The 16,148-nt window shown below is 58.2% G+C and carries 12 protein-coding genes; 6 read left to right on the top strand and 6 right to left on the bottom strand.

All coding sequences use genetic code 11. The annotated features are described in order from the left end of the window. The first annotated feature begins 42 nt into the window (after nucleotides 1-42). Both ompR and envZ read left to right on the top strand, forming a co-directional pair. Nucleotides 43-762, top strand: coding sequence for an osmolarity response regulator transcription factor OmpR (ompR, locus tag SOM48_RS00445; RefSeq protein WP_006177890.1), 720 nt, complete (start codon nucleotides 43-45; stop codon nucleotides 760-762). After that, nucleotides 759-2,111, top strand: coding sequence for a two-component system sensor histidine kinase EnvZ (gene envZ / locus SOM48_RS00450; RefSeq protein WP_054802631.1), 1,353 nt, complete (start codon nucleotides 759-761; stop codon nucleotides 2,109-2,111). The genes ompR and envZ overlap by 4 nt, the downstream gene beginning before the upstream one ends. Before the next feature lie 42 nt (nucleotides 2,112-2,153). Here the strand turns inward: envZ and bioH are convergent, their stop codons facing one another. After that, nucleotides 2,154-2,924, bottom strand: a complete 771-nt coding sequence (bioH, locus tag SOM48_RS00455; RefSeq protein WP_076769390.1) for a pimeloyl-ACP methyl ester esterase BioH — start codon at nucleotides 2,922-2,924, stop codon at nucleotides 2,154-2,156. A 38-nt stretch (nucleotides 2,925-2,962) separates the two neighbouring features. On the opposite strand from bioH, the gene gntX reads away from it, so the two are divergent. The 3 genes from gntX (at nucleotide 2,963) to gntT (ending at nucleotide 6,063) form a co-directional block, all read left to right on the top strand. Next, a complete protein-coding gene (gene gntX / locus SOM48_RS00460) occupies nucleotides 2,963-3,646 on the top strand; it encodes a DNA utilization protein GntX (RefSeq protein WP_320511211.1) in 684 nt (227 codons plus the stop codon). Nucleotides 3,647-3,704: 58 nt separating this feature from the next. Then, on the top strand, nucleotides 3,705-4,280 hold the full coding sequence (nfuA, locus tag SOM48_RS00465) for a Fe-S biogenesis protein NfuA (RefSeq protein WP_023481993.1): 576 nt from the start codon (nucleotides 3,705-3,707) through the stop codon (nucleotides 4,278-4,280). A 466-nt stretch (nucleotides 4,281-4,746) separates the two neighbouring features. Then, nucleotides 4,747-6,063 carry a gluconate transporter gene (gene gntT / locus SOM48_RS00470; RefSeq protein ID WP_042712874.1) on the top strand — a complete coding sequence of 439 codons (1,317 nt, stop codon included), beginning with the start codon at nucleotides 4,747-4,749 and terminating at the stop codon, nucleotides 6,061-6,063. Nucleotides 6,064-6,377: 314 nt separating this feature from the next. Here gntT and malQ read toward each other — a convergent pair whose 3' ends face one another. Next, nucleotides 6,378-8,459: a 4-alpha-glucanotransferase gene (malQ, locus tag SOM48_RS00475; protein WP_313162089.1), complete on the bottom strand. Its 2,082-nt coding sequence runs from the start codon at nucleotides 8,457-8,459 to the stop codon at nucleotides 6,378-6,380. A 9-nt stretch (nucleotides 8,460-8,468) separates the two neighbouring features. Beyond that, nucleotides 8,469-10,862: a maltodextrin phosphorylase gene (gene malP, locus SOM48_RS00480; protein WP_313162088.1), complete on the bottom strand. Its 2,394-nt coding sequence runs from the start codon at nucleotides 10,860-10,862 to the stop codon at nucleotides 8,469-8,471. 514 nt (nucleotides 10,863-11,376) lie between these two features. On the opposite strand from malP, the gene malT reads away from it, so the two are divergent. Continuing rightward, a complete protein-coding gene (gene malT / locus SOM48_RS00485) occupies nucleotides 11,377-14,082 on the top strand; it encodes an HTH-type transcriptional regulator MalT (RefSeq protein ID WP_320511212.1) in 2,706 nt (901 codons plus the stop codon). A 3-nt stretch (nucleotides 14,083-14,085) separates the two neighbouring features. Here the strand turns inward: malT and SOM48_RS00490 are convergent, their stop codons facing one another. Genes SOM48_RS00490 through glpE form a run of 3 tightly spaced genes read right to left on the bottom strand, consistent with a single transcriptional unit; the run spans nucleotide 14,086 to nucleotide 16,080 of the window. Next, the gene (locus SOM48_RS00490) at nucleotides 14,086-14,844 is read right to left on the bottom strand and encodes a DeoR/GlpR family transcriptional regulator (RefSeq protein WP_023482097.1); all 759 of its coding nucleotides are present in this window, start codon (nucleotides 14,842-14,844) and stop codon (nucleotides 14,086-14,088) included. Between the two features lie 17 nt (nucleotides 14,845-14,861). Then, entirely contained in the window at nucleotides 14,862-15,692 is an 831-nt protein-coding gene (gene glpG, locus SOM48_RS00495; RefSeq protein ID WP_320511213.1) for a rhomboid family intramembrane serine protease GlpG, read from the bottom strand. A 58-nt stretch (nucleotides 15,693-15,750) separates the two neighbouring features. Further along, on the bottom strand, nucleotides 15,751-16,080 hold the full coding sequence (glpE, locus tag SOM48_RS00500) for a thiosulfate sulfurtransferase GlpE (RefSeq protein WP_054802635.1): 330 nt from the start codon (nucleotides 16,078-16,080) through the stop codon (nucleotides 15,751-15,753). Between the last annotated feature and the right edge of the window lie 68 nt (nucleotides 16,081-16,148).

Here is a 16,148-nt window from a genome sequence, read left to right on the forward strand (position 1 = left end):
AATACGGAAACATTATTGTCGGAACCTTTGGGAGTAAAAACAATGCAAGAGAATTATAAGATTCTGGTCGTGGATGACGATATGCGTCTGCGCGCATTGCTCGAGCGTTACCTTACTGAGCAGGGCTTCCAGGTTCGTAGCGTGGCTAACGCGGAACAAATGGATCGTTTGTTAACCCGCGAATCCTTCCATCTGATGGTGCTGGATCTGATGCTGCCGGGCGAAGATGGTCTCTCTATCTGCCGCCGTCTGCGCAGCCAGAGCAACCCGATGCCGATCATTATGGTGACGGCAAAAGGCGAAGAGGTTGACCGCATTGTCGGGCTGGAGATCGGTGCCGACGACTATATTCCCAAACCCTTCAACCCGCGTGAGCTGCTGGCGCGTATCCGCGCGGTGCTGCGTCGCCAGGCCAATGAACTGCCGGGCGCCCCCTCTCAGGAAGAAGCAGTTATCGCCTTTGGTAAGTTCAAACTGAACCTCGGCACCCGTGAAATGTTCCGCGAAGATGAGCCGATGCCGCTAACCAGCGGTGAGTTTGCGGTGCTGAAAGCGCTGGTCAGCCATCCGCGCGAGCCGCTGTCGCGCGATAAGCTGATGAACCTGGCGCGCGGTCGCGAATACTCGGCGATGGAGCGCTCCATCGACGTGCAGATCTCCCGCCTGCGCCGCATGGTGGAAGAGGATCCGGCGCATCCGCGTTATATTCAGACCGTCTGGGGCCTGGGCTACGTATTTGTACCGGACGGCGCTAAAGCATGATGCGAGTGCGTTTCTCGCCGCGAAGTTCCTTTGCCCGCACGCTGCTGCTCATCGTCACTTTGCTGTTCGTCAGCCTGGTGACGACGTACCTGGTGGTACTGAATTTCGCCATTTTGCCAAGCCTTCAGCAGTTCAATAAGGTTCTCGCCTACGAAGTTCGTATGCTGATGACCGATAAACTGCAGCTGGAGGATGGCACGCAGCTGGTGGTGCCCCCGGCATTTCGCCGCGAGATCTATCGCGAATTAGGCATTTCTCTGTACTCCAACGAGGCGGCGGAAGATGCTGGCCTGCGTTGGGCGCAGCACTATGAGTTTCTGAGCCAGCAGATGGCGCAGCAGCTCGGCGGCCCGACTGAAGTACGCGTTGAGGTGAACAAAAGCTCGCCGGTGGTGTGGCTGAAAACCTGGCTGTCGCCCAATATTTGGGTGCGGGTACCGCTCACGGAAATTCATCAGGGCGATTTCTCCCCACTCTTTCGCTATACGCTGGCGATTATGCTGCTGGCTATCGGCGGCGCGTGGCTCTTTATCCGTATTCAGAACCGACCCCTTGTTGACCTTGAACATGCCGCCCTGAAAGTGGGGAAAGGGCAGATCCCGCCGCCGCTGCGGGAGTATGGCGCATCGGAGGTGCGCTCGGTGACCCGCGCCTTCAACCAGATGGCGGCGGGCGTCAAACAGCTGGCGGATGACCGCACGCTGCTGATGGCGGGCGTCAGCCACGATTTGCGCACACCGTTAACGCGTATTCGTCTGGCGACCGAAATGATGGGTGAAGAGGATGGTTATCTGGCTGAATCCATCAACAAAGATATCGAAGAGTGCAACGCGATTATCGAGCAGTTTATCGACTACCTGCGCACCGGCCAGGAGATGCCGATGGAAGCGGCGGATCTTAACGCCGTGCTCGGGGAAGTGATTGCGGCGGAAAGTGGCTACGAACGTGAAATCGACACCGGTCTGCAAGAAGGCGAAATCATCGTGCGCATGCATCCGCTCTCGATTAAACGCGCGGTCGCCAATATGGTGGTCAACGCGGCGCGCTACGGTAATGGCTGGATCAAAGTCAGCAGCGGCACGGAGCTGAACCGCGCCTGGTTCCAGGTGGAAGATGATGGTCCTGGCATCCAGCCGGAGCAGCGCGAGCATCTTTTCCAGCCGTTTGTGCGCGGCGACAGCGCTCGCAGCACCAGCGGCACCGGCTTAGGCCTGGCAATTGTGCAGCGCATTGTTGATAACCATAACGGGCTGCTGGAGCTGGGTACCAGCGAGCGCGGCGGGCTTTGCATTCGTGCCTGGCTGCCGATCCCGGTCGTTCGCCAGAACGGGCAGCTCAAAGAGGTGTAAAGCTGTAGCGCTTTGCCCGGCTGGCAAAGCGCTTTTCCCCTTCTATAACTTCGCTTTCAACGCCAGTAACGCGTCGCAAAAAGCTTCAGGGTGCGACACAAACGGTGCATGCGCCGCTTTCGGGAAGATAATCGACTCGCTTGCGGGCCACATCTCATCAAGCAGCGGCACAATCTTACGCGGCACCAGTCCATCAAGATGACCATACAGACGCAAAAACGGCAGCGACAGGTTTTGTAATTCCTCGCGCAGATCGACCGTCTTCAAAATCTCCAGCCCGCCGTTCAGCACCTCTGTCGACGGCATATCCAGCGATAAGACAGCGCTTTTCAGCAGGCGCGCATCCTGACGGGCTGTGTCGCTGCCCATGGTTTGCAGCGCCAGAAAGCGCTCAACTGTGCGTTGAAAATCTTCACTCAGCTGGTGCTGAAAGCCGGCCAGCACTTCGGGTTTAATTCCCGGCCATGCTTCACGCGCGCTGAAACAGGGCGAGGAGGCGACGGTGACCAGCGCGCTTACCCGTTCCGGCGCTTGCAGCGCAACCTGGCTTGCCACCAGCCCGCCGAGGCTCCAGCCGAGCCATATCGCCTTTTCCGGCGCCTGCGCTAAAACGCACTGCGCCATCTGCGCCAGGGTTTGCGCGCCAAAACTGCGGCTGCGGCCATACCCCGGAAGATCGACCAGGTGCAGCGTAAAATGCGAGCTGAGTTCCGCCGTAATGCAATCCCATACTTGTGCATTCAGCCCCCAGCCGTGCAGCAGCACAAGATGCGCATCTCCTTCGCCTTTGGTTTGCCACCAGATGTCACTCATCAGTTATCGTTCTCTTCTTTCACACAAGGAGGTGCCACATGCTAACAGTGCCGGGATTGTGCTGGCTATGCCTGATGCCATTAATGCTCAGCCACTGGGGCATCTGCTCGCGCTGTACGCGAAGCCTGCAACGACGCGAAAAAGTTTGCCCTTTGTGCGGTTTACCCGCCGCCTGCGAACGGCTTCCCTGCGGGCGCTGTTTACGCCGCGCGCCGCCCTGGCAGCGGCTGATTGCCGTTAGCCGCTATGCGCCGCCGCTCAGCCTGCTGGCGCATCAGTTTAAATTCCATCCGCGCCCGGAGATGGCCCCCGCGCTGGCGCGCCTGCTGCTGCTGACGGTATACAGTGCGCGGCGTATCAATGCGCTGCCGCCGCCGGATATGCTGGTGAGCGTCCCGCTGCACGGCCGTCGCCAGTGGCGAAGAGGGTTTAACCAGAGCGATCTGCTGTGCAGAAGCCTTTCGCGCTGGCTGCGCTGCCCTTACCCGCGCGCGGCGCTCAGGCGACAGCGGGCGACGCCGGTTCAGCATCAATTAGCGGCACGGCTACGTAAAAGGAACGTGAAAAACGCCTTCCGTCTTGAATTGCCGGTGGCGGGTCTCCATATCGTTGTTGTGGATGATGTCGTCACCACCGGCAGCACGGTCGCAGAGATCAGCCAGCTGCTTTTACGCAGCGGCGCAGCCACTGTTCAGGTATGGTGCCTGTGTCGAACCTTGTAGACCCTCGATGATGGGCGTATTATAACCGAGTAAAATAGTCAACTATTAGGCCATTGCTATGATCCGTATTTCCGACGCTGCCCAAGCGCACTTTGTCAAACTGCTGGCGAATCAGGAAGAAGGGACACAAATCCGCGTATTTGTGATCAACCCAGGCACGCCAAACGCAGAGTGTGGTGTCTCTTACTGTCCGCCGGATGCGGTCGAAGCCACCGATACCGCGCTGAAATTTGAACAACTGGTTGCCTATGTCGATGAGCTGAGCGCGCCGTATCTGGAAGATGCGGAAATCGATTTTGTCACCGACCAGTTAGGTTCTCAGCTGACGCTGAAAGCCCCGAACGCCAAAATGCGTAAAGTCTCCGACGACGCCCCGCTGATGGAGCGTGTGGAGTATTTACTGCAATCGCAGATCAACCCGCAGCTCGCAGGCCACGGCGGTCGCGTTACGCTGATGGAGATTACCGATGAAGGCTACGCCATTCTGCAATTCGGCGGCGGCTGTAACGGGTGCTCCATGGTTGACGTAACCCTGAAAGAAGGCATCGAGAAGCAGCTGCTGAACGAGTTCCCGGAACTCGCCGGCGTGCGTGACCTCACCGAGCACCAGCGCGGCGAGCACTCCTACTACTAAGCCTCTCTGCGCGTTGAGTATATTGCCCGGTGGCGCTTCGCTTACCGGGCCTACTCCTTTATGTAAGCCCTCACGATTCAATCTCTATCCGGCAATCCAACCGCTCCATCCCAGTAGCCTTTTCCTCTGCCCCCATAGGCCGGATAAGGCGCAGCCGCCATCCGGCAATCAAACCGCCCAGCCCATAAGCCTGCTCCAGCCGCCATCCGGCAAATACCCCCTGCTTTTGCTCCGCTGTTAGTATGACGAAGCTCTCACTTCTTACATTTTGATCCGCCGGGTGATTCTCTTTATCGGGATGTTACCCGTATCATCCCGACCGGCACCGACAAGATAAAAAACATCCGACTACAATTTTCAGCAATGGATGTAAGCCGAAACGGTGCCGCAGCGCGATTTCACCTTTTGGAAACGGCTGCCCGAAAACACTGACGTTACCCATAACAAAATAAAGGCCAGGTAAATCATGCCATTAGTCATCGTTGCTATCGGTGTTGCTCTCCTACTATTACTCATGATCCGTTTCAAAATGAACGGATTTATCGCTCTGATCCTCGTCGCGCTTGCCGTGGGGATGATGCAGGGCATGCCGCTGGATGCGGTGATTAAATCGATCAAAGCCGGCGTTGGCGGAACGCTGGGCAGTCTTGCGCTGATCATGGGCTTCGGTGCCATGCTGGGTAAGCTGCTGGCGGACTGCGGCGGTGCGCAGCGCATTGCCACCACGCTGATTGAAAAGTTTGGTCGCAAGCACATCCAGTGGGCGATCGTGTTAACCGGTTTTACCGTCGGTTTCGCCCTCTTCTACGAAGTAGGTTTTGTACTGCTGCTGCCGCTGGTCTTTACCGTTGCGGCTTCCGCGCGCATTCCCCTGCTCTATGTCGGCGTGCCGATGGCAGCGGCGCTCTCCGTGACGCACGGCTTCCTGCCGCCGCACCCGGGTCCAACCGCTATCGCCACTATCTTCCATGCTGATATGGGTAAAACCCTGCTATACGGTACGCTGCTCGGCATTCCGACAGTGATCCTCGCCGGCCCGGTTTACGCTCGTTTCCTGAAAAATATCGACAAACCGATCCCGGAAGGGCTCTACAACTCAAAAACATTTAGCGAAGAAGAGATGCCGGGCTTTGGCGTCAGCGTCTGGACATCGCTGGTGCCGGTGATCCTGATGGCGCTGCGCGCCGTGGCTGAGATGGTGCTGCCGAAAGGCCACGCGCTGCTGCCCTACGCTGAGTTCTTCGGCGACCCGGTGATGGCGACAATGATTGCGGTGCTGATTGCGGTCTTCACCTTTGGCCTCAATCGTGGTCGTTCGATGGACGATATCAACGACACGCTGACCAGCTCGATCAAAATCATCGCCATGATGCTGCTGATCATCGGCGGCGGCGGCGCGTTTAAGCAGGTGCTGGTCGACAGCGGCGTGGATAAGTACATCGCCTCAATGATGCATGCCACTAACCTCTCTCCGCTGTTTATGGCCTGGTCGATTGCCGCCGTGCTGCGTATTGCGCTCGGTTCCGCAACGGTTGCAGCGATTACCGCAGGCGGTATCGCGGCACCGCTGATCGCTACAACCGGCGTCAGCCCTGAATTAATGGTGATTGCCGTTGGCTCAGGGAGCGTGATCTTCTCGCACGTTAACGATCCGGGTTTCTGGCTGTTTAAGGAGTATTTCAACCTGACCATCGGCGAAACCATGCGTTCGTGGTCCGCGCTGGAAACCATTATTTCAGTATGTGGCCTGGTGGGCTGCCTGCTGTTAGGGATGGTGGTATAAGGCAGGAATTGCCGGATGGCGCTTGCGCTTATCCGGCCTATAAATGCGAATCGGTGTGAATGAAACCACATGCCGGATGGCGCTTGCGCTTATCCGGCCTACGAATATGTTTCGGTGTGGCTGAAACCGCATGCCGGATGGCGCTTCGCTTATCCGGCCTACGAATATGATTCGGTGTGGCTCAAACCGCGTGCCGGATGGCGCTTGCGCTTATCCGGCTTACAGGTTCGGTGTTACTGAAACGGCGTAGGCCGGATAAGGCGCAGCCGCCATCCGGCAATATGCCCGGCGCATCACGCGGCCGGGCATTTTTATTACCGTTTTCCGGCGGCCTTACGGCGGCGGTCGAGATCCTTAATCAGCCTGTTCACCGTCTCATCGGCAAACATCTCCTCCAGCGAAACCGCAAGCTTACGCCGCCAGTTTTGATACTGATCGCTGGTGCCGGGCACGTTAACCGGCGATGCCATATCCAGCCAATCCTCCGGTTGCAGCCCCAGCAGAGCGCTGTTGCTGTCCGCAATATAGCGCTGCAAACCGCGGTTAAGGATCGACGACATCGGCATACGTAACGCCTTTTTGCCCGCGCGCTGCGGCAAGCAGCCATGCTGATGCAGCGCCGCCAGCAGCCCCTGTTTAGCCTGCTCACGATCGTCATATAATCCGCTCAGCAGCTCTTCATCCGGATAGAGGCCCAACGTTTTGCCGAGAGTTAAATCGCCGCTCTCCCAGTAGCCGCGCAGGGTCGGCAGATCGTGGGTGGTGGCAACCGCCATCGACTGCGCTGGCCACGCTTCGGGAGCATGGAACACCTTATCGTCGTTTTCGAAATAGAGCACTTTGTAGGAGTAAACGCCGCTGCGCCGCAGCTTGCCGACGATCTCCTGCGGAACAGTACCGAGATCTTCGCCAATCACCATGCACTGGTGACGGTGACTCTCAAGGGCGAGGATCGCCAGCAGATCGTCAACCGGATAGTGAACATAGGCCCCCTGATCCGCCGTTTCGCCATAGGGGATCCACCACAGGCGCAGCATCGACATCACATGATCGATACGCAGCGCGCCGCAATTTTTCATATTCGCACGCAGCAGATCGACAAACGGCGCATAGCCACGCGCCTGCATGACGTGCGGATCCATCGGCGGTAAGCCCCAGTTTTGCCCCAGCGGCCCAAGAATATCCGGCGGTGCGCCAACGGAAGCTTTCAGACAGTAAAGCTCACGATCACACCAGGTCTCTGCGCCGCCTTCCGCCACGCCAACCGCCAGGTCACGATAGAGGCCAATCGGCATCTGGTAACCCTGGCTGGTTTGCCAGCACTCGGCGAACTGCGTAAACGCCAGCCACTGCAGCCAGAGGTAGAAGTTGACCTCATCGGCATGCTGCTGGCAAAAGGCTTTAACTTCCGGGCTGTCGATGGATTGATAGCCCTGCGGCCAGGCTGGCCAGCCCCAGCGCAGCGGATCTTCCTGCACCTGGAACGCGTGCAGCGCATCGAACGCCGCCTGCCAGTAGAGGCTGTCCCCCTCCTGCTCTACGAACGCGCGAAAGGCGGCGAACTGCTCATCCCCCTCGCCGCGCTGGCTGAAGCCTTGCCACGCCATGCGCAGTGCCGTCAGCTTGAGCGCAGTGACCGACGAATAGTCGACCCACTCGCTCTCGCGGGCAGCGCGCAGCGCCTTCTGGGTGGCGGCTTTTTTCCACCACGCCTGCGCCGCTTTGCTCTGGGCAAAATCCTCTACTGCGTTAACGTCGATATAGATTATGTTCAGCCAGCGGCGAGAGGACGGGCTATAGGGGCTGGCGCTCTCAGGGTAAGCGGGATAGAGCGCATGAATCGGGTTCAGCCCGATAAACGCGCCGCCGCGCTCGCCGACGCCTGACAGCATCTGTTTCAGATCGCCGAAATCGCCGATCCCCCAGTTGTTTTCGGAGCGCAGCGTGTAGAGCTGCACGCAGGCACCCCACAATTTTTTACCGTCACGCAGCGCCTGCGGCTCATAACAGCGGGCAGGCGCGATAATTACCCGGCACGTCCACTGCTGCTTTTTCTGCGTCAGCGTCAGAGCGTGGTAACCCAGCGCCAGGCCACCCGGCAGCGGCAGATCGTCACCGCCGCTTACTTCGCCCTGGTAGATTTTTCCCGCTTCGGTCGTCAGCTGCCACTGGTATTGCCCCTTCCCGGAGACCACCAGCCGCTTCTTTTTACCGTGAATAAACACCTGTACCGCCGGCACAGGTGCACTATTTACCGTCGCCGGGACAGGGTGCATTGCATCCAGTAACCGCTGTTTGGTCTGCGCACTGATGGACTGCGGTTTGCCGTGCGCATTGATGTAATTTGGGCTGATTCCTGCCGTCAGCGCGGCCTGTTCCAGACGTTTACTCTGCATTGCGCTTCCTTAACGTTTTGCCTGCCAGATGCGGGTCTGGTAATCGCGGATCGAGCGGTCAGAGCTAAACATGCCGCAGCGCGCAGTGTTGAGGATCGCCGCACGCGTCCAGGCCTCCTGGTCACGATAGAGCACATCCACCTGCTTTTGCGCCTCGACATAGGCAGCGAAATCCGCCATCACCAGGTAGGGATCGCCGCCCTGTTTGCCGATGCTGTGCAGCATCTGGTCGAAGGCGTGCTTATCGCCGCCGCTGTATTTCCCGCTCTCCAGCTCTTTCAGCACCGCATCAAGCAGCTTATCTTTTTTACGCCACTTGACCGGGTCGTAACCTTTCGCTTTTAACGCCTTCACCTGCTCAACGGTGTGACCGAAGATAAAGATATTCTCTTCGCCCACCTGCTCAGCGATTTCAACGTTAGCGCCATCCAGTGTGCCGACCGTTAATGCGCCGTTGAGCGCCAGCTTCATGTTGCCGGTACCGGAAGCCTCTTTGCCTGCGGTTGAGATCTGCTCGGAGACATCCGCCGCCGGGATCAGTTTTTCCGCCGCCGAGACGCAATAATCCGGCAGGAACACCACTTTCAGCTGGTCGCCAATCGACGCATCGTTGTTAATTACGTCTGCCACTTTGTTGATAGCGTAGATGATATTCTTCGCCAGGTAGTAACCCGGCGCCGCTTTTGCACCAAACAGGAAGACGCGCGGCACGCGGTTCGCCTGCGGGTTTTCGCGGATCTCCTTATAGAGCGCAATGATATGTAGCAGGCCAAGGTGTTGGCGTTTGTACTCATGCAAGCGTTTGATCTGAATATCGAAAATCGCTTCAGGGTTGATCACAATACCGGTGCGCGCTTTGACAAATTCCGCCAGCCGCACTTTGTTTTGCCGCTTGATATCGCGATAGTGCTGGCGAAACGCCGCATCGTCGGCGTACTTCTCAAGATTGATCAACTGATCGAGATCGTTGGCCCACTCTTTTTTCAGCGTCTTATCAAGCAGCGCGGCCAGCAGCGGGTTGCACTGCTTGATCCAGCGGCGCGGCGTAATGCCGTTGGTGACGTTATGGAATTTGCCCGGCCACAGCTGGTGGTACTCCGGGAAGAGATCTTTCACCACCAGATCCGAGTGCAGCGCGGCCACGCCGTTAACGGCAAAGCCACCAACCACGCAGAGGTTGGCCATGCGCACCTGCTTGTCATGCACCACCGCCAGTTTTGCCCACACAGCTTTATTACCCGGCCAGGTCTGCTCAACCTGCGCTTTAAAGCGCTCATTGATGCGTTTGATGATCTGCATATGGCGTGGCAGCAGCGCTTTCACCAGCGACTCATCCCAACGCTCCAGCGCTTCCGGCATCAGCGTATGGTTGGTGTAAGCAAAGGTACGGCTGGTAATTGCCCAGGCGTCATCCCAGCTCAGTTGATGCTCATCAAGCAGCACGCGCAGCAGTTCAGGGATGGCGATGGTTGGGTGGGTGTCATTCAGCTGGATCACTTCGTAATCCGGAAGTTGCGCCAGCTTGCGTCCGGCCAGGTGATGACGACGCAGAATGTCGGCCACCGAGCAGGCGCACTGGAAATATTGCTGCATCAGACGCAGCTTCTTACCGGCCTGATGGTTGTCGTTCGGGTAGAGCACTTTGGTGAGCTTTTCAGCATCAATGCCCGTCTGCTCCGCGCGCAGGAAGTCGCCGTCGTTAAATTTGGTGAGGTTAAACGGATGCGCATGAGTCGCCTGCCACAAACGTAGCGGCTGGGTAATACCGTTGCGGTAGCCAATCACCGGCAGATCCCAGGCTTCGCCCACGAGGGTAAAGGCCGGTTGCCACTGCCCCTCTTTACTCACTTTGCCGCCGATGTTGACCTGCACATCCAGCTGTTCGTTATGGCGAAACCATGGGTAGCTGCGGCGGTGCCAGTCGTCCGGCGCTTCATGTTGCTGGCCGTCGACAAAGGACTGGCGAAACAGCCCGTACTGGTAGTTGAGGCCATACCCGGTGGCAGGCTGGCCGACGGTCGCCATCGAGTCGAGGAAACAGGCCGCCAGACGCCCCAGGCCGCCGTTACCGAGCGCCGGATCGATCTCCTCTTCCAGCAGATCGGTCAGCTGGATATCGTGCGCCTGTAATACGTCGCCGACCGCCTCATACCAGCCGAGGTTCAGCAGGTTGTTGCCCGTCAGGCGACCGATCAAAAACTCCATTGAGATGTAGTTAACGTGGCGCTGCTCCTTCGCCGCTTTTGGCGCAGGCTGCGCCGCCAACAGTTCCGCCAGCGCGCCGCTCACGGCATGCCACCACTGGCGAGTTGTCATTTCCGTTGCAGAGTGAACCCCAAAACGCTGCCACTGGCGCGTCAGGGCCGCTTCAAATTGCGCTTTATCAAACGTTGGCTTTGTCATAAAAATCCGGGTCCTGTGTGAAGATAATCGACATTAGCGCTAGTGTGCAGATCTACGGGAATCACTTCCTCATCCTGGCGGGGATTAGACAGGGAGGAGTAGCGGGGATGAGCGAAAAAGTGTGATCGCCGCCACCTAAAATTTTTATCGCACGGTGAGCCGATAATGAAATGCCGTTTCGGTAATAAATTGTTTTACGCGCGCAGAGAACGCGGCGAAATAATATTTTATGCGCGGCGAGGTTACCGTTTCGCTAATTGCGCGTTGCTTTTACGCGACCCATTAATATGGCCTATTTTTCTGCGGAAAATTTGCCCGTTTTTACGCCGCCGCCCGCCCTGCATGGGCTGAATTTATTCGGCACATAAATAGAACTGTGACATAGTGCAAATTCACAATCGTCAGATCCGGACATAACTTGCAATATTTCCTCATCTGTCCGAACGTATTGAGATTAATTACGAAGCACAAAAAAAATCGCATCTCAGTTCTCCCTCACAGTGAAGTGATAACTATGTTGATTCCGTCCAAATTAAGTCGCCCGGTTCGACTCGACCATACGGTGGTGCGCGAACGTCTGCTGGCGAAACTTTCCGGCGCCAACAATTATCGGCTTGCGCTGGTAACCAGCCCTGCGGGCTACGGCAAGACTACCCTCGTTTCGCAATGGGCGGCGGGGAAAAGCGACGTCGGCTGGTTCTCGCTCGATGAGGGAGATAATCAGCAGGAGCGCTTCGCCAGCTACTTTATCGCCGCAGTGCAGCAGGCCACCGGCGGGCATTGCGTCAGCAGCGAAGTGATGGCGCAAAAACGCCAGTACGCCAGCCTGCCTTCACTCTTCTCGCAGCTGTTTGTCGAACTGACCGAATGGCAGCGCCCGCTCTACATGGTGATTGATGATTACCATCTGATTACCAACACGGTAATCCACGATGCAATGCGTTTCTTCCTGCGCCATCAGCCGGAAAACCTGACCCTGATTGTGCTCTCGCGTAACCTGCCGCAGCTGGGGATTGCCAACCTGCGCGTGCGCGAACAGCTACTCGAAGTGGGCAGCCAACAGCTGGCCTTTACCCACCAGGAGGCGAAGCAGTTTTTTGACTGCCGCCTCAATGCGCCGATCGAAGCGGCTGAGAGCAGCCGGCTGTGTGATGATGTCGCTGGCTGGGCCACGGCGCTGCAACTGATCGCCCTCTCCGCCCGGCAAAACCACAGCGCGCCGCACCACTCCGCGCGCCGCCTCGCGGGCATTAACGCCAGCCATCTCTCCGATTATCTGGTCGATGAGGTGCTCGATAATGTCGATCCCGCCACCCGCCAGTTCCTGCTCAAAAGTGCTCTGCTGCGCTCGATGAACGATGCACTGATTGTGCGCGTCACCGGCGAAGAGAACGGGCAGATGCGGCTCGAGGAGATTGAGCGTCAGGGACTCTTTTTACAGCGCATGGATGACTCCGGCGAGTGGTTTAGCTACCACCCGCTGTTCGGCAGTTTCCTGCGCCAGCGCTGCCAGTGGGAGCTGGCGACGGAGCTACCCAATATTCACCGCGCGGCGGCCGAGAGCTGGATGGCGCAAGGCTTCCCGAGCGAAGCGATCCACCACGCGCTGGCAGCGGGCGACGGCGTGATGCTGCGCGATATCCTGCTCAATCACGCATGGGGGTTGTTTAACCACAGCGAGCTGAGCCTGCTGGAGGAGTCGCTAAAAGCGCTGCCGTGGGAGAGCCTGCTGGAGAACCCGCGGCTGGTGCTGCTGCAGGCGTGGCTGATGCAAAGCCAGCACCGCTATAGCGAAGTGAACACCCTGCTGGCGCGCGCCGAGCAGGAGATGACGACCCAGATGGATGCCTCGCTGCATGGCGATTTCAACGCCCTGCGCGCCCAGGTGGCGATTAACGATGGCGATCCGGTGGAAGCAGAACGGCTGGCGATGGTGGCGCTCGACGAACTGCCGCTGGCTAACTACTACAGCCGGATTGTCGCCACGTCGGTGCATGGCGAAGTGCTGCACTGCAAAGGCGAGCTGGCCAATTCGCTGGCGGTGATGCAGCAAACCGAGCAGATGGCGCGCCGTCACGATGTCTGGCACTACGCGCTGTGGAGCCTGATCCAGCAGAGCGAAATCCTCTTCGCGCAGGGCTTTTTGCAGGCCGCGTGGGAGATGCAGGAGAAAGCCTTCGCGCTTATCCGCGAGCAGCATCTTGAACAGCTGCCGATGCATGAATTTTTACTCCGCATCCGCGCCCAGCTTCTGTGGGCGTGGGCGCGGCTCGACGAGTCGGAAGCCGCCGCACGTCAGGGAATGGAAGTGCTGGCCGCACTGCAACCGCAGCAGCAGTTGCAGTGCCTGGCGCTGATTGTGCAGGTCTCGCTGGCGCGTGGCGATCTGGATAACGCCCGCAGCCACTTGCACCGGCTGGAGAACCTGCTCGGCAACGGCCAGTATCACAGCGACTGGGTATCGAACGCCGATAAAGTGCGGATGATCTACTGGCAAATGACCGGGGACAAAAACGCCGCCGCGCAGTGGCTGCGCCAGACGCCAAAACCAGCCTTCGCCAATAACCACTTCCTGCAAAGCCAGTGGCGCAACATTGCCCGCGCGCAGATCCTGCTGGGCGATTTTGATCCGGCGGAGATGGTGCTTGAGGAGTTAAACGAAAACGCGCGCAGCCTGCGCCTGATGAGCGATATCAACCGCAACCTGCTGCTGCTCAACCAGCTTTACTGGCATGCCGGGCGCAAAAACGATGCCCAGCGCGTGCTGCTTGAAGCGCTACAGCTCGCCAACCGTACCGGGTTTATCAGCCACTTTGTGATTGAGGGTGAGCCAATGGCGCAGCAGTTGCGCCAGCTCATTCAGCTCAACACGCTGCCGGAGCTGGATCAGCACCGCGCCCAGCGCATTCTGCGCGAAATCAACCAGCATCACCGGCATAAGTTCGCCCACTTTGATGAGAGCTTTGTTGAGCGCTTACTGACGCACCCGGAAGTACCGGAGCTGATCCGCACCAGCCCGCTGACTCAGCGTGAATGGCAGGTGCTGGGGCTTATCTATTCGGGGTACAGCAACGAGCAGATCGCCGGTGAACTGGCTGTCGCCGCGACGACCATCAAAACCCATATCCGCAACCTCTATCAGAAGCTGGGCGTTGCCCACCGTCAGGATGCGGTGCAGCACGCCCAGCGGCTGCTGAAAATCATGGGTTATGGGGTATAACGGCTAGCAGAGTTCCAGCTGCACATTGTTGTGGCTAATCACCTGCATTACGCCTGCGGGCGGCATCACATCGGTGTAGACCGCATCGACAAGGCTGATGCTGCCCATATTGACCATCGCATTGCGGCCAAACTTCGAGTGATCCACCACCAGCATCACATGGCGCGAGTTCTCAATGATCGCGCGCTTGGTGCGCACTTCATGGTAGTCAAACTCCAGCAGCGAGCCGTCTGCATCGATGCCGCTGATGCCCAGGATGCCGAAATCGAGGCGGAACTGGGAGATAAAATCGAGGGTCGCTTCGCCGACAATACCGCCGTCGCGGCTACGCAGTTCGCCGCCCGCAAGAATGACGCGGAAATCCGACTTCTTCATCAAAGTATTAGCGACGTTAAGGTTGTTGGTGACAACCCGCAGTTCGCTGTGGTCGAGCAGCGCATGGGCGACCGCTTCCGGCGTGGTGCCGATATCGATAAACAGCGTCGCGCCATTGGGGATCTGCTCGGCAACGCGGCGGGCAATACGCTCTTTTTCCGCCGCCAGCGTCGTTTTCCGGTCGTGCCACGAGGTGTTTTCCGAACTGGAAGGCAGCGCCGCACCGCCGTGGTGACGCAAAATTTTGTTCTGATCGGCCAGATCGTTCAGATCGCGACGAATCGTCTGCGGGCTGACGGAGAACTGTTCAACCAGCTCTTCGGTGCTGACATATCCCTGTTGTTTAACCAGCTCGATAATCGCGTCGTGACGCTGTGTCTGTTTCATCATGTGTCCCTGGATAATTATGTTCGTTTTCGCACATTCTGCGAGTCCACCAGCGCCATCGCCAGGCCAATAACAATCCCTGCCGTATGCGCGCCGCTGGCAATGGCGAAGCCGGTTAAGCCGAACCATTCCGCCACCATCAGTAACACCGTAAAGATAAATAGGCCGTTCGGCAGCGCCACCTTCGGTTCCGGGTCGCGTATGCCGCGCAGCCAGACATAACCGATCAGCGCGTAGACCACGCCGGAGAGGCCGCCGAACCAGGGGCCGGTAAGCTGGTGCTGCACAAACCCGCTTAACAGCGCGCTAATCAGCGTAATCACTACCAGTTTGCCGCTGCCGAGCCGCTTCTCCACCGCGCCGCCAAGATACCACCACCAGAAGAGGTTAAAGAGAATGTGCAGCAGCGAAAAGTGCATGATCGCGTGGGTGAAGTAGCGCCAGGCTTCAAAGCGCAGGCTCTCATCCCACGGCCAGGCGAGCCACGCCATCACGACTTCATCGCCCATCACGTTCATCAGCAGGAAGACGATAATGCAGAGCACGGAGATGGCGATGGTTAGCGGCCCGCCGCGCTCACGCAGGGCGGCTGAAAGAGGGAAACGGCGGTAGTGCAAACCGCTGTCGGTCTGGCCGGATTGCCAGCTCGCCGCCAGATAGCGCGGATCGGCGGGGTTTTCCAGAAAGCGCGCCAGCTCGCTGCGCACGCGTTCGGCCTGGCTTTCGTCCGCCAGCCAGATGTCGGTCTGCTCGTGGTGCTGGATCGTCAGGATAACGCCCTGAGTCTGCATATAGTCGACAAACGCCTGGGCGATGCGGGGGTTAGCAAAAGAGGTAATCATCAACATGACGGGCGTCGCTTAGTCCATACAAAGAGAGACAGTATAGCGGAGAGTCGCGCTTCGCCTAAAGCGTGCCGTGCTCGACTTCTGCCGGGAAGTGGCGATGCCACGCATCGAAACCACCATCGACGCTGTAGACCTCTTCATAGCCCTGCTGCAACAGATATTGCGCGGCACCTTTACTGCTGTTGCCGTGATAGCACATCACCATCACCGGCGTGTCGAAATCGTTGTCGCGCATAAACGCGCCCAGCGTGTCGTTGGTGAGGTGAAACGCGCCCGGCGTATGGCCCATCGCGAAACTCTGCGGATCGCGGATATCGACCAGCACGGCCTGCTGCTGCTGCAATTTCTGGTGGGTCTCTTCGACATTAATACATTCAAACTGATCCATGGCGTTCTCTTTATTGACACGAATTATGGCTAGGCTGCGACAAGTGTACGTCGTGACCCCGGTGATGC

This window comes from Kosakonia sp. CFBP8986 (assembly GCF_034044935.1).
GTDB classification, from domain to species: domain Bacteria; phylum Pseudomonadota; class Gammaproteobacteria; order Enterobacterales; family Enterobacteriaceae; genus Kosakonia; species Kosakonia cowanii.

What these genes read in the sequence shown, in the direction of transcription:
- ompR (WP_006177890.1), top strand. Translation starts at nt 43, where the DNA reads ATGCAAGAGAATTATAAGATTCTGGTCGTGGATGACGATATGCGTCTG.
- envZ (WP_054802631.1), top strand. Translation starts at nt 759, where the DNA reads ATGATGCGAGTGCGTTTCTCGCCGCGAAGTTCCTTTGCCCGCACGCTG.
- bioH (WP_076769390.1), bottom strand. Translation starts at nt 2,924, where the DNA reads ATGAGTGACATCTGGTGGCAAACCAAAGGCGAAGGAGATGCGCATCTT.
- gntX (WP_320511211.1), top strand. Translation starts at nt 2,963, where the DNA reads ATGCTAACAGTGCCGGGATTGTGCTGGCTATGCCTGATGCCATTAATG.
- nfuA (WP_023481993.1), top strand. Translation starts at nt 3,705, where the DNA reads ATGATCCGTATTTCCGACGCTGCCCAAGCGCACTTTGTCAAACTGCTG.
- gntT (WP_042712874.1), top strand. Translation starts at nt 4,747, where the DNA reads ATGCCATTAGTCATCGTTGCTATCGGTGTTGCTCTCCTACTATTACTC.
- malQ (WP_313162089.1), bottom strand. Translation starts at nt 8,459, where the DNA reads ATGCAGAGTAAACGTCTGGAACAGGCCGCGCTGACGGCAGGAATCAGC.
- malP (WP_313162088.1), bottom strand. Translation starts at nt 10,862, where the DNA reads ATGACAAAGCCAACGTTTGATAAAGCGCAATTTGAAGCGGCCCTGACG.
- malT (WP_320511212.1), top strand. Translation starts at nt 11,377, where the DNA reads ATGTTGATTCCGTCCAAATTAAGTCGCCCGGTTCGACTCGACCATACG.
- SOM48_RS00490 (WP_023482097.1), bottom strand. Translation starts at nt 14,844, where the DNA reads ATGAAACAGACACAGCGTCACGACGCGATTATCGAGCTGGTTAAACAA.
- glpG (WP_320511213.1), bottom strand. Translation starts at nt 15,692, where the DNA reads ATGTTGATGATTACCTCTTTTGCTAACCCCCGCATCGCCCAGGCGTTT.
- glpE (WP_054802635.1), bottom strand. Translation starts at nt 16,080, where the DNA reads ATGGATCAGTTTGAATGTATTAATGTCGAAGAGACCCACCAGAAATTG.